Source organism: Marinobacter sp. ST-43 (assembly GCF_030541085.1).
Lineage (GTDB): Bacteria > Pseudomonadota > Gammaproteobacteria > Pseudomonadales > Oleiphilaceae > Marinobacter > Marinobacter nauticus.
Window position 1 is genome coordinate 377,961 of the sequence record NZ_JASSVO010000001.1, and the last position, 19,368, is coordinate 397,328.

Consider the following 19,368-nt stretch of genomic DNA (forward strand, 5'->3'; position numbering starts at 1 on the left):
AGGCCAGGGAGCCCGGGTGCGCGGCACCCGGGCACAGGTGCGTCAATCGATCGAGCGCTCTGCCTGTGATGGCAGGTAGCTGCTGTCGAATAACTGCGTGAGTTGGTCTGACGGTTCCAGGTTATAGGAGGCCACCATGTCCGCCATGGCCCGCTCCATGCGCGCTTCGGTGATGGCGCCCAGACCTTCCGCGCGGGTTTCTTCGGTGATCACATGGTTGTCCATGGCCAATTTAAGGCGGCGCAGCTCCAGGTCCTGTTTGATCAGGCCATCCCGTTTTTTTACATAGGTAATCGCGGTTTCAGGATCTTCGATGGTTTCTTTCAGGGCTTTGTTGAAGGCTCTCAGAAACCCTTTGACCGCCTCCGGGTTCTGTTCGAGCAAGGCATCCTGGGCAATGATGGTGTTGCCGTAGAACTCCACTCCGTAATCCGGGTATTTCAGCGCCACGATGTTGTCCGGCGCAACGCCGCGGGCTTCCAGGTTCAGTAGGCTGGTGAAGTAGAAACCGGTAATGGCGTCTACCTCACCCCGGGCCAGCAGGGTTTCCCGGATGGCAGGATCGGCCGATTGCCACTCAACGGAGTCCACGGCCAGGTTGTTATGTCGGGCAAACGACGGCCAGGCTTTGCGGCCACCATCGAACACGGGGGCGCCCAGAGTCTTGCCTGCCAGATCTTCGGGTTTTTCAATGCCGGAGTCTTTCAGGGCAAACACCGCCGCAGGCATGGTGTTGTAGACCATATAAACTGCGGTTACGCCGGTTTCCGGGTTCTTGGAGGTGGTTTCTGTCAGCGCACTGAAGTCGGCAAAGCCCATGTCGTAGGCGTTGGTGGCTACGCGGGTAACTGCACCTGCGGAGCCGTTGCCGGCATCAATGGTGACGTTGAGCCCCTCACTCTTGAAATAGCCCTTATCGAGAGCCATCAGGAAAGGCGCAGAGGGCCCTTCAAAACGCCAGTCCAGGGTAAACCGAATGTTGGTGTCAGCCTGGGCGAAGGTGCTCGCGGCCAAGGCGCCTGCCAGAGTGACGGCTTTTGACAGCCCCCTGAGCAGGCCGGGTTTTTGCTGTTTTGCATTCATGGAGGTGTTCCTCGCTGTGTTTGGAATAGAGGTTTTGCGTACTCACAGGGAAAGTGCAATTGCCGTACCAGAGTCCTGGAACACCGGCCTGAGTGCCGTAAAACCTGACCACATGGTCTATTTTGTTGGCTTCCGGGCTCCACCGGGTGTTAAGAGAGTGCCCTGAAATGGCGCTCCGGCCTGGCCCTGTGGACTAAACCGGTGCCGTCAGGGCGTTATTGGCCAGCGCTATCCAGCCAGGCCCCCAATGCGGTGCGTTCCTGCTCGGTCATGCCGCTGGCATTGCCCAGGGGCATGTATTGGGTGCGGACGGCTGCCTGCTGCACCCGGGCGGAATGGGCCAGCAGGTCGGTCAGTTGTTCCAGTACGATGCCTGCTGGGGGTGCCTGGAAGGCCGGATGCGCCGGCTCCCGGGCATGACAGGCGGTACAGTGCTGGCGAACCAGGCCGGAAATCTCGGCATCGGTAGCCACAACGCGTTCAACAGCGGCGTCAGAATTGCGGTTATCAGGGGCGAGAGCCCATACCAGAGCCAGGGTCAGCACGGCAGAAAACACCAGTATTCCGGGCTTATGGATGCCCCGGTGTTTCAGGTTGAAATAGTGCCGGGCAAAGGCGGTGATAAAACCGATGGCCGCCAGAATGGCCCAGCCTTCGGGGTGGCCGTACAACATGGGGTAGTGGTTGCTGATCATGATGAACAGCACCGGCAGGGTCAGGTAATTGTTGTGGGTGGAGCGTAGCTTGGCGAGTGCCGCCAGGCGGGCAACCTCCGGCCCCGGTGTTTTTCCCTCGCGGACCGCGCTCACCAGGGCGCGCTGTGAGGGCATGATGCCCAGAAACACGTTGGCTACCATCAGGGTGCCGATCATCGCTCCAATATGAATGAACGCGCCCCGACCACTGAAGACCTGGAACAGGCCCCAGGCCGCCATCACCAGAAGAGCGTAGAGCAGGGCGCCGAACAGCTTGCCATTGCCGGCCAGCCGGCTGCGGATCATCAGCTCATAAATGCCAAGCATCGCGGCGATACTGGCCAGCCCGAGGATGGCGCCGGTGCCGGCACCGAGATCGGCTTTGGCCGGGTCCAGCAGGTAGCCGGGGCTGCCCAGATAGTAAACCAACAGCAGCAGGGCCATGCCGCTGAGCCAGGTGCTGTAGGCTTCCCATTTGAACCAGTGCAGTTCCCTGGGCATCTGCTCCGGGCCCAGATGGTATTTGGCCACTTCATAAAAGCCACCGCCGTGTATGGCCCAAAGATCACCCTTGATGCCCTTGGCTTGTTTCCATTGCGGCGGCTCCCGCAGGTGGTTGTCCAGCCAGATAAAATAAAAGGATGCGCCAATCCAGGCGACGCCGGCAATCACATGAAACCAGCGAATAACCAGCCCAAGCCATTCGGTGAGATAGGCCTCCATAGTGTCAGGCTCCTGTTGCGGTCAAAGAAAGGGGGGAAGATTGTTCGTCTGCCTCAGGGCGCTGCCATACAAGCTGGCCGGCGACGGCAGTTGCTGCAATGGCGCGGTCATCGCCCAGAATCATCAGGACGAAGAGCAATTCCTGCAGACTTTGGCCGGCTCGGTGTTTCATCGCCGTGATGGGGGCGCCAAGCGGGTCCAGAACCACAAAGTCGGCCTGGTTACCGGGGCGGAAATTACCCGTCTGGTCTTCCTGCTGCAGAACCCTGGCATTACCCAATGTGGCCAGGTAGAAAGCCAGCCAGGGTGTCAGTGTCTGGCCCCTGAGCCGGCACACCTTGTAGGCCTCTGCCATGGTGGCCAGCATGGACAGGCTGGTGCCGCCGCCGACGTCTGACGCCAACCCGACCTGAACACCGGCAGCGCGGGCGGAGCCCAGATCGAACAGGCCGCTGCCCAGGAAGGTGTTGGAGGTGGGGCAAAACGCGATGGACGTGCCTGTTTGTGCCAGCCGCTGGCGGTCTTCGTCGGCAATGTGGATGCCGTGGGCAAGCACCGTATTCTGGCCCAGCAAACCATAGTGGTCGTACACATCCAGGTAGCCGTGTCGCTCCGGGAACAGTTGCCGGGTGAGTTCGATTTCACCGGTATTCTCGGCCCAGTGGGTCTGGATCAGGGCGTCCGGGAATGCCTGTGCCAGCTCACCAGCCAGCTGCAGTTGCTCCGGGCTGGAGGTAATAGCAAACCTGGGGGTGATGGCGTAGCGAAGGCGACCGCGGTTGTGCCAGCGTTTGGCTAGATCGCTGCTGTCCCGATAACTATCCCGGGCTGTGTCGGTCAGGTTCGCCGGCGCGTTCCTGTCCATCATGACCTTGCCGGCAGTGAGGGCCATGCCCCGGCTTTGTGCGCCCTCAAACACCGCATTAACCGAGGCCGGGTGCGAGGTGCAGAATACCAGGGCAGAGGTGGTGCCATGGCACAACAGCAAATCCAGAAACTGGCTGGCTTCGGCCCGGGCCCAGTCGGCCTGGCAGAACCGGGCCTCATGGGGGAAGGTATAGGTCTCCAGCCAGTCCAGAAGCTGGGTGCCATAACTGGCCATCACCGCCAGTTGCGGCATATGCACATGGGTGTCGATAAAGCCCGGCATAATCAGGCCCTCGGGCCAGTGCCGGATATCGGTTCCGCCGGGCAGGCGTGATATGAGTTCGGGGGCCGGCGCCGTGGCCAGTACCCGGCCCTGGTGAACGACCAGCAGGCCGTCCGGGTAGTACTCGTAACTGTCAGGCTCGGGCTCGGGGGCGTTGCCCGGGTCGTTGAGAAAATGGAGGATGTTGCCCCGGTAGGCCTGGCATCCCGCCGGAAACGCAAGTAATGGGTCCACGTCTATCAGCTCCCCCGGTAAGTGGAATAGCCCCACTGGTTCAACAGCAGGGGCACGTGGTAGTGGCTATCGGTGTCGGCAACGGTGAAGTCGATGGTCACTTCCGGGTAGAAGCAGTCCAGCTTGCGCTTTTGGTACCAGTCGCCGGTGGCAAAGCGCAGCCGGTAATGACCGGAATCGACCGGGCCGGATAACCATGAGGTGATCCGGCCATCCTGGTCGGTAGCGCCTTCGGCCATGAGTTGGGGGCCGCCTTCGATGATCCGTTCCAGCACAACCCGAACACCTGCGGCCGGTTTGCCGCTGCCGATATCGAGAACGTGGGTGGTGATCGGGCTCATAGCAGTTTCTCCAGTCGTAATTCGGTTATTTTTGCCTGCTCCTGTGCCGCGTTCTGCAGCTCCTCGGCCCGGGTGTTGCACAGGCGCTGTTCCAGCAGTTCCAGCATCTCCGGGGCGCTTTTGCCGGTGGCACAGACAATGAAAATGAATCCGAACTTGTCCAGGTAAGCCTGGTTGCCGGTGCTCAGTCTTTGCAGGGTGTCTTCATCCGCCTGCCGGGTGCCGGCCTGCTCGTCGCCGGCCAGGGTGCGGGTGCTGGCGTATTTTTTCCGAAGGCTGGCAAGGTTGCCGATTCTGGGATGGGCCTCGAACGCTTGCAGCCAGTCGGCTTCCGTCAACTGCGGCCAGAGTTGCCGGCACGCGGCGTAGAGGCTGCCGCGATCAGTGAAAGGTCGGGCGTTGAGCATGCCTTGCACCCAGGTATCTGCTGCGCAGCAGTTCCGCAGCAGTGGTTCCGCCTCGGCTGCTGGCAGTTGATTGAAATCGCCAAGGTTCATAAAGGGAGGTCTCCGGTTTCTTTGTTGGGTAGCAGGCCTTTGAGTTGCTGCCAGGATATGCCCCGTTTGGGCGCAGGGTTGCCAGGCTCTGCCGTCAGGGTGAGCAGCTCGGCCATGATGGAAACCGCGACTTCCATAGGGCGTTTGCCCGGCACGTCGGACCGCCCCACAGGACAGCGGATGCGGGCAATGTCGGTATCCGAAAAACCGCGATGGGCCAGGCGCTGACGAAAACGTTCGGCCTTGGTGGCAGAGCCGATCAGCCCGATACCGGCGGCGGTGCCGGCTGTGAGCAGAGCCCGGCAAAGCTCGAAATCCAGGTGGTGATTGTGGGTGACAATCAACACCTGTTGCTGGTTGCACAGTTCAGGCGCATCGCCGGCGGGGTCATCAGTGTGGTGAATCCGGACATTGGCCGGTGGTCCGGCTGGAAACTGTTCTGGTCGCGGGTCAACCCAGGTAACGCGCCAGGGCAGTTCCGCCAGGATGGTCACCAGGGCCCTGGCCACGTGGCCGGCGCCAAAGACCACCAGTTGTTGCTGGCTGCCCGGATGGGTTTCCAGAAGCACCGACACACTGCCGCCGCAGCACTGGCCAAGGCTTGCGCCCAGGGGAAAATGCGCCAGTTCGCTCTGGTAAAACCCCTTGGCCAGACGCTCCCGGGCCTGCTGGCAGATGCGGTGCTCCAGATGGCCGCCGCCAATGGTGTCGTAACAGTGTTCTCCGGTGATCACCATTTTGGTGGCGGGCTCCCGCGGTACCGAGCCGGTCACACCCAGCACGGTCACCAGGGCATAGGGCTCACCACGCTGCTCACAGAGGGCGACCGCCTGGTGCCAGTTAAGGGGCGTTGCCATCATTGTCCGTTCTCCTGTTGGTTTACCCAGCGCCGGGTTTCGGTAACGGCATTCAGTACACGTTCCGGTGTCGCCGGCGTGTCCAGTGGCGGGCTTAAGCGGTAGTCGCTGAGGCTGGATACCGCGTCGCGAAGCGCGCTCCACACTGAAATGCCAAGCATGAACGGGGGTTCGCCCACGGCTTTGGAGTGGAATACCGTGGCTTCGTGGTTGGGGCTGTCTTTCAGCAGCGCTACCCGCAGGTCTGGCGGGCAATCGGAAACGGCGGGAATTTTGTAGGTGGCTGGGCCGGTGGTCAGTAACCGGCCTTCGGCGCTGTACACCAGCTCTTCCGTGGTGAGCCAGCCCATGCCCTGAATGAAGCCGCCTTCAATCTGACCCATGTCGATGGCCGGGTTCAGGGAGCGCCCGGCATCGTGCAGAATGTCGGTACGCAGCACCCGGTATTCACCAGTCAAGGTGTCGACTACGACCTCGGAGCAGGCGGCACTGTTGGTGTAGTACAGAAACGGCCGGCCCTGACCGGCGTCGTGGTCATAGTGGATCTTCGGTGTGGCATAGAAGCCGCTGGAGGACAGGGATATCCGGTGCATGTAGGCGGTCTGGATAAAGTCTTCCCAACTCAGGCAGTGGTCTCCGATATGAACCTGGTTAGCATGGAACCGCACGTGTTCTTCCGGCACATTCCAGTGGGATGAAGCAAAGGCGGTCAGGCCACCCAGTATCTTTTCGCAGGCATCAAGCGCAGCCATGCCATTGAGGTCGGAACCGGAAGAGGCCGCCGTGGGGGAGGTGTTCGGTACCTTATCGGTGCGGGTAGCGGAAACCTTGACCCGCGCCACGTCCACCTGAAAGGCGGTTGCGACCACCTGCGCTACCTTGATGTACAGGCCCTGGCCCATCTCGGTACCACCGTGATTTACCTGAATGCTGCCATCGGTGTAGATGTGCACCAGTGCACCGGCCTGGTTCAGGTGTTTTGCGGTAAAGGAGATGCCGAACTGCACCGGGGTCAGCGCCAGCCCGCGTTTCAGCACCGGGTTGCGGGCATTCAGGGCAATGATTTCCTGGCGCCGCTGGCGGTAAGCGGAGCTGCGTTCCAGTTGTGCGATCAGTTCCGGCAGCACCTGTTGTTCGATGGTCTGGCCATAGTGGCTGACATCGCGGCCGGGGCCGAATAGGTTGAGTTTGCGGATATCCAGGGGGTCTTTGCCCAGATGGCGGGCAATGTCGTCCATGGCCTGTTCGATGATCATCATGCCCTGGGGCCCACCAAAGCCCCGGAACGCGGTGTTTGATACCGTGTGGGTCTTGCACCGGTGGCCAACCACCCGGGCCTGGTCCAGGTAGTAGGCGTTGCAGGCATGGAACATGGCCCGGTCGACAATGGCATCTGAAAGGTCCGGAGAATAACCGCAGCGCCCGGCCACCATAAGGTCCGCGCCTTTGATCAGCCCCGAGTCGTCAAAACCGATGTGGTAGGTGTTGAAGAAATCATGGCGTTTGCCGGTTTGCACCATGTCGTCTGAGCGCGACAAGCGGTATTTGACCGGGCAGCCGGTCACCCGGGCCAGCAGTGCCGCCACGCAGGCCAGCGGTGCTGCCTGGGTTTCCTTGCCACCAAAGCCGCCCCCCATGCGGCGTACTTCAGCCTGCACGCAATGGATGGGCAAGCCCAGCACTTCGGCCACCAGCTTCTGCACCTCACTGGGGTGCTGGCTGGAGGTATGGACGAACATGCCGCCATCTTCGGTGGGCTCCACCAGGCAGGCCTGGCCCTCCAGATAAAAGTGCTCCTGACCGCCGATGTGTTGCTGGCCTTTAAGCTGGTGGCGGGCGCCGGCGATGGCCTGGTCCGGGTCACCCCGTTGCTGGCGCCGGCCCGGCCGCACAAACAGCTGGTGTTCCAGGGCATCCTGAACGTTGATGACGGCTTCCAGTGGCTGATAGTTCACGATGGCTTTGCGGGCCGCTTTGCGGGCCGCCTCGTGACTGGTCGCGGCAACGGCGAACAGCGGCTGGCCGATGTGTTCAACCGTGTCCTGGGCCAGCACCGGATCACCGGGGAACACCGGGCCGATATCCAGGTGGCCGGGTACATCGGCAGCGGTAATGACCGCGACAACGCCGGGGCTGGCAAGAACCCGGGACAGGTCCATCTCCAGAATCCGGGCATGGGCCTGTTCGCTATGGCCCACGGCCGCGTGCAGCAGGCCTTCGGGGGCAGGCAGGTCATCGATATACCGGGCCTGGCCACTGGTATGCAGCCAGGCACTGTCGTGTTCGACGCCGGTGCCCACTACGCCCAGAGCGCTGTGGGCCGGGGTGGGGGTATTGAGCGGAAGTTTACGCATAGTCGGTCACCATGAGCGGGGTATCCCGGTGATGCAGGTCGGAGTTTTCGAGTAGTGCCCTGTAAAGCAGATTGCCCGCGACCTGTAACCGGTAAGCGGAAGAAGCCCGCACGTCGGTCAACGGGGAGAAGTCGTCGCTCAGCGCTTTTATAGCCTGCTCAACAGAACGTTGATTCCAGGGTTTGCCCAGCAGCGCGGCTTCTGTAAGGCGTGCGCGGGCAGGGGTTGCGGCCATACCGCCGTAGGCGAGTCGGCAATCCTGAACCACACCGTTCCGAAGGGTCAGCCGGAAAGCTCCGAGCACCGCGGAGATATCGTCATCGAGCCGTTTTGAAACCTTATAGATGAACAGGCGCTGGTTGGGCTCGGGAACGGGGATGTGGATGGAATGGACAAACTCGCCGGGCTGCAGGTCGGTTTGCCGGTAGCCCTTGAAGAACTGTTCTGCCGGGAGTTCCCTGGCCCCCTCCGGGCCTTCCAGTACCAGGGTGGCATCGAGCGCTATCAATGCCGGCGGCATATCGCCAATGGGGGAGGCGTTGGCGATGTTGCCGCCGAGGGTACCCCGGTTGCGCACCTGCAATGAGCCTAGCCGTTCCAGCAGGTGGTCGAAGGCCGGCCAGAGCCCGGACAGCTGGCTGTGGAACTGCCGGTAGGGGGTGGCGGCCCCGATCACCAGGTGGTTTTCTTCCAGCTGGCAGCCATTCAGTTCCCGCACCCGCTCCAGGCTAATCAGCTTGGGCAGGGTTTTCAGCTGTTGGGTGATCTCCAGCACAAGGTCCGTACCTCCGGCAATCAGCCGGGCATCCGGGTGAGCGCGCAACAGGCGTTTGAGCTGAGGCAGGGCTGCCGGGGCGTAGTATTGATTGCCGTTCCGGGCTTCCAGACTGGTCATCGAGGTGTCGTCAACCGTTGCGAGCCCATCCGCTTTATCGGCCCTGGCCAGATACCGGGCAGGGTGGTTATCGGAGCCAGGTTGCCAGCTTTGCACCAGCGCCTGCCGGCCGGCTTCCATGATCGGCCGGTAGCCGGTACAGCGACACAGGTTTCCGGCCAGGGCCTCCATCAGTTTGTGGTCGTCGGCGTCGCCCGGTGCAGATTCGCTGTGCAGGGCAATCAATGACATGACAATGCCCGGGGTGCAAAAACCGCACTGTGCCCCGTGGCAGTCCATCAGGCTCTGCTGAACCGGGTGTGCCGGCTGTTCCCGAAAGGCTTCAATGGTCAGCAGGTGCTTGCCCTGCAGGCTGCCAATCAGGGTGATGCAACTGTTAATGGCTTCATAGCGAATTTGACCGTTCTTGTCTGGCGCCCCGGTAATCACGGTGCAGGCGCCGCAATCTCCGGAGCCGCAGCCTTCTTTGGTACCGGTAAGCCGCTTTTTGGTGCGTAGCCACTCCAGAATGCTCTGGTTTGGGTCGGCCTGGTCAATTTTTTCGGCACGGCCGTTGAGAACAAATTCGATCACCTTGGTCTCCGCTTCTGCTGTCTGGAAAGGGGATTCCGGGGCCTTGCACCTATAAGGCAGGCGCCAGGATCAGTTTCTTTTCCAGAGCTTCTGCAAAAAGCTGACCAACTGGTTAGCTCTGTTCAAATCAAGCACCAATTCATTTTTGGCAAGGTTATTGCTCAGCTACCAAATGTTGATTGGTTGGTCAGATTCTTTATGGCCGGACCTGACCCAGACTACGAGGAGACCGGGAATGGCAGTTTCTGCTCAGAGGTTAAAGCTGCAGGGGATCGTGAAAGATTACCCGGGATGCCGGGCTAACGACGGCGTAGACCTTACTGTGGGCGCCGGCGAGATCCACGCCCTGCTGGGGGAGAATGGCGCGGGCAAAAGCACGCTGATGAAAATCATCTATGGCGTGGTTCAGCCGGATGCCGGTCGTATTGTCTGGAATGGCCACCCGGTGACAGTGGAGAACCCTGCCCGGGCCCGGCAGTTGGGCATAGGCATGGTCTTTCAGCACTTCTCTTTGTTTGAAACCCTGACCGTGGCGGAAAACATTGCGCTGGGCCTGCCGGCAGATGAGGTTCGCGACCGGGGCGCACTGGAGCAGCGTATCCGGGAGGTGTCCGAACACTATGGGATGGCACTGGACCCCCGGCGCTTTGTCAGCACCTTGTCTATGGGGGAGCGGCAACGGGTGGAGATTGTCCGCTGCCTGGTTCAGGAAAGTACCCTGCTGATCCTGGACGAACCCACTTCGGTACTGACACCCCAGGAAGTGGCCACACTGTTCAAAACGTTGCGCAAACTGGCCAGGGACGGCTGCAGCATTCTGTTTATAAGCCACAAGCTGGAGGAAGTCAGAAGCCTGTGCGATCAGGCCACGGTGTTGCGCCAGGGCCGGGTGAGCGGACATTGCCAGCCGAAAGACTTATCTGCCTCAGACATCGCCCGCCTGATGGTGGGCGACGATACCCCGATTTCAACCCAGGTCAGCGCTGCCCAACCGGGTGACACCCTGCTGCAGGTGCAGGAGCTGAGCTGGCAAACGGATGACCCTTTCGGCACCAGCCTGAAGAACATCGGTTTTTCCTTGCGCGCAGGCGAGATCGTCGGCATTGCCGGGGTGGCCGGAAACGGACAGGAGGAACTGCTCAAGGTTTTGTCCGGAGAGATCACCCTCAAGGGCGAGGCCATTCGTTTCACCGGCGAGGCGATTGACCGCCTGCCTCCCGGGGCACGGCGAGCCCGGGGGCTGGCTGTGGTGCCCGAGGAGCGGCTGGGCCGGGGCGCCGTGCCGGTGATGTCGCTGGCCGACAATGCGTTGCTGACCGCTGCAGGGCAGAGCCTGGTGCGGCGTGGTGTGATTCGGCGGCAACGGGTTCGGGAGTTTGCCAGAGACGTCATTTCACGCTTTGGCGTGCGCTGCTCTGGCGAGCAAAGCAGCGCCTCGAGCTTATCCGGCGGCAACCTGCAGAAATACATTCTCGGCCGCGAAGCCTGTCAGTCACCAAGGCTTCTGGTGGCCTCCCACCCAACCTGGGGTGTGGATGTGGGCTCGGCGGTGGCTATTCATCAGGCGCTGGTAAAACTGCGCGATGAGGGCGCCGCCATCCTGCTGATATCCGAAGACCTGGATGAGCTCTACCAGCTCTGTCACCGGATGGGCGCCATCTGTAATGGCCGGCTGTCACCATTGGCCCCGGCTTCTGAGTTGAGCATAAATCAACTCGGGCAGTGGATGGCGGGAAACTTCAAGGCGGAGGAGTTTGCTGATGCTGCAGCTTGAGCGCCGCCCTGAAGCCTCTACCACCCTGCGCTGGTTATCGCCTCTGCTGGCCCTGGCCCTGACGGTCGCAACCGGCTTCCTGTTATTCCTCGGCATGGGTAAAGACCCGATCCAGGCCCTGACCTTCTTCTTTATCACGCCGATCAGTGACCTCACCGGACTTGCCGAGCTGGGCCTGAAAACCGCGCCTTTGTTGCTGTGTGCCGCCGGGCTGACGGTCTGCTTCCGGGCCAGAATCTGGAATATCGGTGCCGAGGGCCATTTCCTGATTGGCGCGGTGGCGGCCAGTGCTGTTGCGGTTTCGGTGGGGGAGGCCGGTGGATTCCTGGTTTTGCCGGCGGTTCTGCTGGCGGGCATTGCCGGTGGTATGGCATGGGCGGCGATTGCGGCGTTTCTCAAGACTCACCTGAACTGCAACGAAATCCTCACCACCATCATGCTCAATTACATCGCCCTGAACCTGCTGCTCTATGCGGTGCACGGGCCCCTGAAAGATCCCTACGGGTTTGGCTTTCCCCAGTCGGTGATGTTTGCCGATGCGGCTTTGTTGCCAGCGCTGATTAACGGCACGCGGCTGCACATCGGCCTGGCCTTCGGGTTGCTGGCGGCTGTCGCAGTATGGGTGCTGTTTGCCCGCAGCTTCATCGGCTACCAGTTGAACGTGGTGGGTGAGGATCATCGGGCGGCGGCGTTTGCCGGGTTCAGTGCCAGACGGCTGACCTGGTTTGCGCTGCTGGTTGGTGGCGCAACTGCGGGGCTGGCTGGCGCCGCGGAAGTGACCGGGCCGATCGGACAGCTGGTGCCCCAGGTGTCGCCGGGCTATGGCTACACCGCGATCATTGTGGTGTTTCTGGGCCGGATGCATGCCCTGGGCATTATTGCCGCCAGTGCCTTGCTGGCTCTGACCTTTATTGGCGGCGAGATGTTGCAGATTGCCATGAACATGCCCAAGGCGGTGACCGCCATGTTCCAGGGAATGCTGCTATTCTACCTGCTCACCTGCGATGCCTTTATTCACTACCGGATTCGTTTTCGCCGGCCTTTACCGGCAGGCCTGTCCCAACCCGCCGCCCCGGCCGGCCAGGAGCTCTGATATGGACCTGTTGACCAACATTCTTGCCGCCACGATGGTGGCCGGCACCCCGCTGCTGCTGGTGGCCCTGGGCGAACTGATCTGTGAGCGCTCCGGCGTTCTCAACCTGGGGCAGGAGGGCATGATGCTGATGGGCGCGGTGGCCGGGTTCATCGCGACCTTGTCTACCGGCAGCCTGGCCGCCGGGGTTGTTGTCGCCATGCTGACCGGGCTGGCGATGTCGATGTTGTTCGCCGTTATGGCAGTGACCCTCTCCGCCAACCAGTACGCCGCCGGGCTGGCGTTAACCATCTTCGGCACGGGCCTGAGCGCCTTCGTGGGTGCCGGCTTTGTCGGCCAGTCCATCGAGGGTTTTGAAAAAATTGCGATCCCCCTGTTGAGTGATCTTCCAGTGCTGGGTCGGGCGCTCTTCACCCAGGATTTGCTGGTGTATTTTTCCTGGCTGGTGTTTGCAGGTGTTGCTCTGTTCCTGCGCTTCAGCCGCGGCGGCCTGGTTCTGAGGGCCGTTGGGGAGTCGCCAGGTGCGGCCAACGCCAATGGCTTGCGGGTACTCACCGTGCGTTACCTTGCGGTGGCCTTTGGCGGGGCCATGGCCGGCCTTGCCGGTGCCTATCTGTCGCTGGCCTACACCCCAATGTGGACCGAGAACATGACCTCAGGCCGGGGCTGGATAGCGCTGGCGCTGGTGGTGTTTGCCAGCTGGCGCCCCGGGCGCTTGCTGTTGGGTGCTTACCTGTTCGGGGCGGCCTCCATTCTTCACCTGGTGCTCCAGGGGCTGGGCTGGCGCAGCCCCACCGAGTTGCTGGCGATGCTGCCCTACGTGGTCACCATCCTGATGCTGATTCTTTTGTCGTTCGACCCGGTACGCACCCGGTTGAACACCCCGCTGTCTCTTGGCCAGCCCTACCGGCCGGGACATTAACTAAAACGATGTACTGCTAACAACCGATGACCCAAAAAAGTAACCAGAGAGGCTATGCCATGAAAGCACTTCGTAAAACCCTGATCGCAAGCTGCGTTGCTGCAGCCTGTTTTGCGCCTGCTGCCCATGCCGAGAAGTTCTTCGGTGGCTCCAGTATCTCCATCCTGCACAGTGCCGATTACCAGGGCGTTCAGTTCGACGCCGGTGGTAACGGGGGAGTGGAATACGAGGCGACCTACTTTACGTTCGAGAACGTGACCGCCCACAACTGGGGTGGCACCTTCTTCTTTATCGACCGGGAGCAGCCTCAGGGAGACCTTGAAGGTACCGACAACGTATACGGTGAATTCGCGCCCAATATCAGCGGCAGCTGGCTGACAGGCCAGGATTTGTCGTTCGGGCCGGTGAAAGACATCACCCTGGCCGGGCAGTACGAATTTGGCGGCGGTACCGAGGCAAACAACTACATGTACGGTTTCGGCCTGGCGTGGGACGTGCCTGCGTTCCGTTACTTCACTACATCTTTCTACTACGTTGATAACAGCGAGATCAGTGATGACTGGCAGATGACGGTCACCTGGGGCCTGCCGTTTGATGTGGGTGCGGCGAAATTCCTGGTGGATGGTTACATCGACTGGTCCACCTCGGCCAGTGATCACGAGTCCGAGTTCCAGTTCACGCCCCAGATCAAGCTGGACGTGGGTAACTTCATGGGCAACCCGGGCGTGCTCTACGCCGGTATTGAGTACCAGTACTGGAACAACAAGTTTGGCCTGAACGAGACGCTGGTAGACACCCAGAGTTCAGTCAGCGCACTGGTGAAATTCCACTTTTGATCCATTTCAGGAGTCCATCGGAATGGAAAGGGTGGACTCCTGAATCACCGGACAACAAGTGAGTGAACCATGACCAGATCACTGTCAGTGCAGCAGAACACATCTGAAGCGGGCCGGAGCTACCGGCCTGGCCGGATCCGGGAGCGGAACCGGGAAGCCATTCTGCAGGCGGCCGAGCAGGAGTTTGCCCTGCACGGCTACAAGGGCACCACCATCCAGAATATTGCTGAACGGGCCGGCTTGCCGAAGTCCAACGTGCTTTATTACTTCAGCAACAAAAAACGCATGTACAGCGCCATGTTCGACGACATTCTGCTGCGCTGGAACAAAGTATTCTCGGAAATAAAACCGGACGACGATCCGGCTACTGCACTGGAAACCTTTATTCGCACCAAGGTGAACATGTCGCAGCAATACCCGCTAGCGTCACGATTGTTTGCCATGGAAATCATTCAGGGCGCGCCCTTCTTGCTCGACCACCTGCGCACCAACATGCGCGAGTGGGTGCGGGGCAGGGCGTCGGTAATCCAGCACTGGATTGATGAGGGCAGGATGGCGCCGGTGGATCCGGTACAGCTGATTTTCCTGATCTGGTCGTCGACCCAGCATTATGCCGATTTTCAGGTGCAAATCCTGATGGTGGAAAACAAGGCAGAGTACGAGCCAAGGGACTTCGAGCATGCCGCAGATTTTCTTGTTGACGTTATTCTAAGAGGCTGCGGCCTGGAGCGACCTGGATGAATGAAGGTAAAGCCTACCCAAGGGACATGTGCGGTTACGGTGAACATCCGCCCCACGCGCAGTGGCCCGGTAATGCACGTATCGCGGTGCAGTTTGTACTGAATTACGAAGAAGGCGGCGAGAACTGCGTGCTGCACGGCGACGAACACTCGGAAACCTTTCTATCGGATATCATCGGTGCCGCGCCTTACCGTGACCGGCACATGAGTATGGAGTCGCTGTACGAGTACGGCTCCCGCGCCGGGGTCTGGCGGGTGTTGCGGGAATTTCGGCGCCGTGGGCTGCCGCTGACCGTATTCGGTGTGACCATGGCCATGGCCCGCAACCCGGAGGTGGTCAAAGCGTTTATTGAAGACGGCCATGAAATCGCCTGCCATGGCATGCGTTGGATTCATTATCAGGGGATGAGTGAGTCCGAAGAGCGGTGCTACATGCAGCTTGCCATAGAGCAGCACCAGGCACTTACCGGCGAGCGCCCGCTTGGCTGGTACACCGGCCGTGACAGCCCTAATACTCGCAGACTGGTGGTTGAGACCGGGGGCTTCCTGTACGACAGCGATTACTATGGCGATGACCTGCCATTCTGGACGGAAGTTTCCAGCTCCGATGGCCATAAACATCCCCATCTGGTGGTTCCCTATACACTCGAAGCGAACGACATGCGGTTTGCCTCACCCCAGGGCTTCAATACCGGCGAACAGTTCTTCCAGTACCTGAAAGACAGTTTCGACGTGTTGTATGCCGAAGGGCTAGAGGTGCCGAAGATGCTGTCGGTTGGGCTGCATTGCCGCCTGATCGGCCGGCCCGGAAAATTCCGCGCCTTGCAGCGTTTTCTTGACTACCTCGAACAGCACGACCGGGTATGGGTGTGCCGCCGGGTTGATATTGCCCGGCACTGGCGAGCGCACCATCCCTTTGAGTCACAACCCACCTCGAGTATCTGCCATGACTGATGTAATGATTGCCCCTTTACCCGAAGGCCCTGAGTTCGCCCGGCAGGGGCTTAACCTGGCCGACAGTTCTCTGGGGGCCGAGGTTCTGGAAGTCACCGACGAGTTCTTTGCTCCCCGCGAACGAATGCTGTCACCTGAACCGGCCGCTTTCTACCCCGATCGTTACGACGACCACGGCAAGTGGATGGACGGCTGGGAAACCCGCCGGCGGCGGACCACAGGCCACGACTGGTGCATTGTCCGGCTGGCCATGCCGGGCGTGCTGACCGGTGTGGACTTTGACACCAGTTTCTTTACCGGTAACTTCCCACCGGCGGCATCACTGGAAGCCTGTTACAGCCCTGCCGCCGCGCCTGATGGCAACAGCGAGTGGGTTCCGCTGGTACCGGCTACCGAACTGGCCGGCAACGACCACCGGTTTTGTGCCATTACCTCTGACCAGCCCTGGACCCATGTGCGTTTGCACATCTACCCGGACGGCGGGCTTGCGCGCCTGCGGGTTTATGGCAGGCCCTGGGTAGACTGGAGCCAGGTAGCCCCCGGCCAATCTATTAACCTGCTGGCCCTGGAATGCGGTGCCGACCAGGTGGCCTGGAGCGACGCCCACTATGGTGAGCCCAGAAAACTGTTACGCCCCGGGCGGGGCATCAATATGGGCGATGGCTGGGAAACACGGCGTCGGCGAGAACCAGGGAATGACTGGTGCATTCTGGCCCTCGGCCATAAAGGTATTCCGGAAAGCATTGAGGTAGACACGGCGCACTTCAAAGGCAACTTTCCGGCTGCATGCTCGATTCAGGCAGCGTGTGTGGAAGCCGATGAGGGCACGGCCGCTTCGTTGGTCACCCAGAGCATGTTCTGGCCGACCTTAATGGAGCGCCAGTCCCTTGAGGCGGATGCCATAATGAAGTTCACGGACCTCAAGGAGCTTGGAGCCATAACTCACATCCGCTTCAACATGATTCCGGACGGTGGTGTAAGTCGGCTTCGGTTATTCGGGAAGCCGGTTCTGTGAGCGTGTTACGACTAATAGCGGTTGAGCGGCTCACCCGCGAAGCTTTCGAGCCCTTCGGTGACGTAATTGACACTCACGGCCCGGCACCTTTGTTGATCAACCAGGGCCGGACTGAGCGATTCCACAACCTGGCGAGTATCGAGTGTCTGGGCGATGGCGCCCGGGCAATCCTCTCCATTTTCCGGGGCCAGCCGCTTTCACCGCTGGAGATCCACATGATGGAACGACACCCCCTCGGGAGTCAGGCGTTTGTGCCAATGGGCGGTGGCGACTTCCTGGCGGTGGTGGCACCTCCCGGCAACTTTGATGAAACGGCGGTGAGGGTTTTCCTAGCCAGAAGCGGGCAGGGTGTGAACTACCGGCCGGGTACCTGGCACGCGCCGCTGCTGCCTCTGGAAGCTGACTCCGACTATCTGGTGGTGGATCGCGCTGGTCCGGGGGCCAACTGCGACGAAGTAATGCTGAAGACCCCAATACAACCGGTTATGCCTGAGGATGACTGATGAATGAGTTACCTGTGATTTCGCTGAAAGGTTTACGCGGCCCTGATCTGGCTGAGCGCCAGGCAACGGCGGCGGAATTAGGACGGGCCTGTCGTGATATCGGCTTTTTCTATGTTAGCGATCACGGCATCCCGGAGGGTGTTTGTCATAACGTATTTGATCTGGCCAGGCAGGTATTCCAGTTGCCAGCCGAGCAGAAGCAGCAGATGTCGATCAGGTTGTCTCCGCACAATCGCGGTTATGTGGCGCTGGCGGATGAAAGACTGAATCCGCAAGCCGGCGCAGACCGGAAAGAGGCCTTCAACATTGGCACCGATTTCCCGGCAGACCACCCAGATGTGCTGGCAGGAAAGCCGTTCCGGGGTGTTAATTTCTGGCCGCCGATTGAGGGCTGGAAGGCCGGGGCGCTGGGTTATTTTGATGAATGCCTGGAACTTGGTCGCCTGATCCATCGTGGCTTTAGCCTGGACCTTGGTCTGCCGGAAACCTTTTTTGAACGCCATTTGGAGCAGCCAATCGCGACTTTGAGAATGCTCCGTTATCCGCCTGGGTCGGATGCCCATGTCCGGGAAGATGCAGGAGCTGGCACTCATACGGATTATGGCAACATCACTATTCTCGCCACTGATGGTGTCGCCGGATTGCAGGTGCGCAGCCGGACAGGACAGTGGCTGGATGCTCCCCACGTCCCGGGCGCGTTTGTGTGCAATATTGGTGACTGCCTGATGCGCTGGACTAACGACACCTATCTTTCAACTCCGCACAGGGTGAAAGCGCCAGAGCGCGAACGTTACTCCGTGGCGTTTTTCCTGGAAGTGGAGCCGGATGCGGTGGTGGACCCCCGGGATGTAAAACCGAACGAAGCGCCCAAGTATGAGCCGATACGATGTTCGGACTACCTTGCCGGGCGGTTGAACGCAACGTATGAACATCGGAAGGAATGAGACTGAATGTTGCAGGCACAAAAAAAGCCGCCCAGCAAAGCTGTAAGCGACTTCTTCTGCAGGATTGGTAGGACCACGCGGATTCGAACCGCGGACCTCTACCATGTCAAGGTAGCGCTCTAACCAACTGAGCTATGGTCCTGTCCTGCAACGGGGTGGAAATATACGGATTTCGGGTGCCCTGGTCAACCTCTTTGCGGGGGATTTTTCGCTTTCATCAGGGCCTTGATGGCGCGGCTCAGGGCGTTCCAGCGATTGACCAGAAGCGCGGCAAAAATCAGCGCGCAGCCGGCTATTTGCAGCAGGGTCATGGTCTCGCCGAACCAGGCAACCGCGAAGACAGCAACCCACACCGGTTCCAGTACCAGTATCACGACGCCATGGCTGTTCACCGACAGGCTCTGGGCATAGGTCTGCAACAGGAAACGTCCTGCTGTGGCAATCAAAGCACTGGCCAGTACCCAGACATAGAGCATGGGTTCGGGGTTGGTCAGTGTGTGAGTCCAACGTTCGCTGATGGCGGACTCCGCCAGGGTCACGGTCCCCACGGTGAGCAGGGCAATGGCGGTCAGCGGCAGTGCCGGTACTTTCTTCTTCTCCACCGTTTTGCCTTGCTTGTCGACCACGATGCGCTGGTTGGCGGCGCGGGTATTGAGCGTGAAATACAGGGCAAAGATGGTGGCGGCCAGAACGAAATAGAGCTGCCCCGGGTCTGGCCTGAAGCCGTTTTCGAGGGACAAAAGCGCCAGACCGGCCACCGCAATCGGAATCGCCAGCCAGGTGCTCAAAGGCTGCTGTTCGCCAAATACTGTACGGGCAATGATCGGGACAATCACCACGCCCAGGCTGGTCAGAAACGCGCCTTCACCCATGCTGTCGGTGTGGTACAGCCCCATGATCCAGCAGGTCATGGCAATGCCGAACACAAAGCCCACACCCAGGCTTCGGAGTAACTGGTCCCGGCTAAGCCTCAACAGTGAGGGTAAGGCCAGCAGGGCGAGAAAGGCGCCGGCAATCAGAAAGCGAGCCGCCATGAACATCAGGGGCGGCATCATTAAAACTGCCTCTTTAGACAGCATCCAGCCAATCGCCGCCAGCAGGGTAACGAGTACCAGGTAAAGATCAGATTTGTGGGCGTCAGACATGATTGAACCGGCATCAATAAAAATCAGTGGGCTCAATCTA

Annotated in this window: 18 protein-coding genes and 1 tRNA gene; 9 read left to right on the forward strand and 10 right to left on the reverse strand. The window is 60.4% G+C overall.

Going from position 1 to position 19,368, the window contains the following annotated elements:
* Positions 1-42: 42 nt before the first annotated feature.
* The 8 genes from QPL98_RS01820 to xdhA all read right to left on the reverse strand — a co-directional run bounded on the left by QPL98_RS01820 (position 43) and on the right by xdhA (position 9,402).
* Positions 43-1,083 (reverse strand): ABC transporter substrate-binding protein, encoded by a 1,041-nt coding sequence (locus QPL98_RS01820; RefSeq protein WP_303292506.1) that lies wholly within the window; start codon positions 1,081-1,083, stop codon positions 43-45.
* A 215-nt stretch (positions 1,084-1,298) separates the two neighbouring features.
* Entirely contained in the window at positions 1,299-2,501 is a 1,203-nt protein-coding gene (locus tag QPL98_RS01825) for a urate hydroxylase PuuD (RefSeq protein WP_303292507.1), read from the reverse strand.
* A gap of 4 nt (positions 2,502-2,505) precedes the next feature.
* A complete protein-coding gene (guaD, locus tag QPL98_RS01830; protein WP_303292508.1) occupies positions 2,506-3,885 on the reverse strand; it encodes a guanine deaminase in 1,380 nt (459 codons plus the stop codon).
* A gap of 5 nt (positions 3,886-3,890) precedes the next feature.
* Positions 3,891-4,226 carry a hydroxyisourate hydrolase gene (uraH, locus tag QPL98_RS01835; RefSeq protein ID WP_286894609.1) on the reverse strand — a complete coding sequence of 112 codons (336 nt, stop codon included), beginning with the start codon at positions 4,224-4,226 and terminating at the stop codon, positions 3,891-3,893.
* Positions 4,223-4,723 carry a 2-oxo-4-hydroxy-4-carboxy-5-ureidoimidazoline decarboxylase gene (uraD, locus tag QPL98_RS01840; RefSeq protein ID WP_228223472.1) on the reverse strand — a complete coding sequence of 167 codons (501 nt, stop codon included), beginning with the start codon at positions 4,721-4,723 and terminating at the stop codon, positions 4,223-4,225. The genes uraH and uraD overlap by 4 nt, the downstream gene beginning before the upstream one ends.
* On the reverse strand, positions 4,720-5,583 hold the full coding sequence (gene xdhC, locus QPL98_RS01845) for a xanthine dehydrogenase accessory protein XdhC (RefSeq protein ID WP_303292509.1): 864 nt from the start codon (positions 5,581-5,583) through the stop codon (positions 4,720-4,722). The genes uraD and xdhC overlap by 4 nt, the downstream gene beginning before the upstream one ends.
* The gene (gene xdhB / locus QPL98_RS01850) at positions 5,580-7,934 is read right to left on the reverse strand and encodes a xanthine dehydrogenase molybdopterin binding subunit (protein ID WP_199453904.1); all 2,355 of its coding nucleotides are present in this window, start codon (positions 7,932-7,934) and stop codon (positions 5,580-5,582) included. The genes xdhC and xdhB overlap by 4 nt, the downstream gene beginning before the upstream one ends.
* Positions 7,927-9,402: a xanthine dehydrogenase small subunit gene (gene xdhA, locus QPL98_RS01855; protein WP_153739995.1), complete on the reverse strand. Its 1,476-nt coding sequence runs from the start codon at positions 9,400-9,402 to the stop codon at positions 7,927-7,929. The genes xdhB and xdhA overlap by 8 nt, the downstream gene beginning before the upstream one ends.
* 235 nt (positions 9,403-9,637) lie before the next feature.
* Here xdhA and QPL98_RS01860 point away from each other — a divergent pair, with 235 nt between their 5' ends.
* From QPL98_RS01860 to QPL98_RS01900, 9 genes are all read left to right on the forward strand, one after another.
* The gene (locus QPL98_RS01860) at positions 9,638-11,176 is read left to right on the forward strand and encodes an ABC transporter ATP-binding protein (protein WP_153739994.1); all 1,539 of its coding nucleotides are present in this window, start codon (positions 9,638-9,640) and stop codon (positions 11,174-11,176) included.
* Positions 11,160-12,269 (forward strand): ABC transporter permease, encoded by a 1,110-nt coding sequence (locus tag QPL98_RS01865; protein ID WP_227548814.1) that lies wholly within the window; start codon positions 11,160-11,162, stop codon positions 12,267-12,269. The genes QPL98_RS01860 and QPL98_RS01865 overlap by 17 nt, the downstream gene beginning before the upstream one ends.
* A 1-nt stretch (position 12,270) precedes the next feature.
* Complete coding sequence (locus tag QPL98_RS01870; RefSeq protein ID WP_199453898.1) at positions 12,271-13,191, forward strand: ABC transporter permease; 921 nt, start codon at positions 12,271-12,273, stop codon at positions 13,189-13,191.
* A gap of 59 nt (positions 13,192-13,250) precedes the next feature.
* Positions 13,251-14,027, forward strand: coding sequence for an outer membrane protein OmpK (locus QPL98_RS01875; protein ID WP_153739991.1), 777 nt, complete (start codon positions 13,251-13,253; stop codon positions 14,025-14,027).
* A 69-nt stretch (positions 14,028-14,096) separates the two neighbouring features.
* Positions 14,097-14,768 (forward strand): TetR/AcrR family transcriptional regulator, encoded by a 672-nt coding sequence (locus tag QPL98_RS01880; RefSeq protein ID WP_022989073.1) that lies wholly within the window; start codon positions 14,097-14,099, stop codon positions 14,766-14,768.
* The gene (puuE, locus tag QPL98_RS01885; protein WP_153739989.1) at positions 14,765-15,721 is read left to right on the forward strand and encodes an allantoinase PuuE; all 957 of its coding nucleotides are present in this window, start codon (positions 14,765-14,767) and stop codon (positions 15,719-15,721) included. Before QPL98_RS01880 ends, puuE begins: the two co-directional genes overlap by 4 nt.
* A complete protein-coding gene (gene alc / locus QPL98_RS01890; RefSeq protein WP_288589409.1) occupies positions 15,714-16,736 on the forward strand; it encodes an allantoicase in 1,023 nt (340 codons plus the stop codon). Before puuE ends, alc begins: the two co-directional genes overlap by 8 nt.
* Positions 16,733-17,239, forward strand: coding sequence for an ureidoglycolate lyase (locus tag QPL98_RS01895; RefSeq protein WP_288589408.1), 507 nt, complete (start codon positions 16,733-16,735; stop codon positions 17,237-17,239). The genes alc and QPL98_RS01895 overlap by 4 nt, the downstream gene beginning before the upstream one ends.
* A complete protein-coding gene (locus tag QPL98_RS01900; protein ID WP_288589407.1) occupies positions 17,239-18,183 on the forward strand; it encodes an isopenicillin N synthase family oxygenase in 945 nt (314 codons plus the stop codon). The genes QPL98_RS01895 and QPL98_RS01900 overlap by 1 nt, the downstream gene beginning before the upstream one ends.
* Positions 18,184-18,248: 65 nt before the next feature.
* Here the strand turns inward: QPL98_RS01900 and QPL98_RS01905 are convergent.
* Both QPL98_RS01905 and QPL98_RS01910 read right to left on the reverse strand, forming a co-directional pair.
* Positions 18,249-18,325: transfer RNA gene (locus QPL98_RS01905), tRNA-Val, on the reverse strand.
* Between the two features lie 43 nt (positions 18,326-18,368).
* Positions 18,369-19,328 (reverse strand): DMT family transporter, encoded by a 960-nt coding sequence (locus QPL98_RS01910; RefSeq protein ID WP_303292510.1) that lies wholly within the window; start codon positions 19,326-19,328, stop codon positions 18,369-18,371.
* Positions 19,329-19,368: the final 40 nt, after the last annotated feature.

Excerpts from the sequence above, each read along its gene's own strand:
- QPL98_RS01875 (WP_153739991.1), top strand. The coding sequence starts at position 13,251 with ATGAAAGCACTTCGTAAAACCCTGATCGCAAGCTGCGTTGCTGCAGCC.
- uraD (WP_228223472.1), bottom strand. The coding sequence starts at position 4,723 with ATGAACCTTGGCGATTTCAATCAACTGCCAGCAGCCGAGGCGGAACCA.
- puuE (WP_153739989.1), top strand. The coding sequence starts at position 14,765 with ATGAATGAAGGTAAAGCCTACCCAAGGGACATGTGCGGTTACGGTGAA.
- QPL98_RS01910 (WP_303292510.1), bottom strand. The coding sequence starts at position 19,328 with ATGTCTGACGCCCACAAATCTGATCTTTACCTGGTACTCGTTACCCTG.
- alc (WP_288589409.1), top strand. The coding sequence starts at position 15,714 with ATGACTGATGTAATGATTGCCCCTTTACCCGAAGGCCCTGAGTTCGCC.
- QPL98_RS01880 (WP_022989073.1), top strand. The coding sequence starts at position 14,097 with ATGACCAGATCACTGTCAGTGCAGCAGAACACATCTGAAGCGGGCCGG.
- QPL98_RS01900 (WP_288589407.1), top strand. The coding sequence starts at position 17,239 with ATGAATGAGTTACCTGTGATTTCGCTGAAAGGTTTACGCGGCCCTGAT.
- QPL98_RS01820 (WP_303292506.1), bottom strand. The coding sequence starts at position 1,083 with ATGAATGCAAAACAGCAAAAACCCGGCCTGCTCAGGGGGCTGTCAAAA.
- xdhB (WP_199453904.1), bottom strand. The coding sequence starts at position 7,934 with ATGCGTAAACTTCCGCTCAATACCCCCACCCCGGCCCACAGCGCTCTG.
- QPL98_RS01825 (WP_303292507.1), bottom strand. The coding sequence starts at position 2,501 with ATGGAGGCCTATCTCACCGAATGGCTTGGGCTGGTTATTCGCTGGTTT.
- QPL98_RS01870 (WP_199453898.1), top strand. The coding sequence starts at position 12,271 with ATGGACCTGTTGACCAACATTCTTGCCGCCACGATGGTGGCCGGCACC.
- uraH (WP_286894609.1), bottom strand. The coding sequence starts at position 4,226 with ATGAGCCCGATCACCACCCACGTTCTCGATATCGGCAGCGGCAAACCG.
- xdhC (WP_303292509.1), bottom strand. The coding sequence starts at position 5,583 with ATGATGGCAACGCCCCTTAACTGGCACCAGGCGGTCGCCCTCTGTGAG.
- QPL98_RS01860 (WP_153739994.1), top strand. The coding sequence starts at position 9,638 with ATGGCAGTTTCTGCTCAGAGGTTAAAGCTGCAGGGGATCGTGAAAGAT.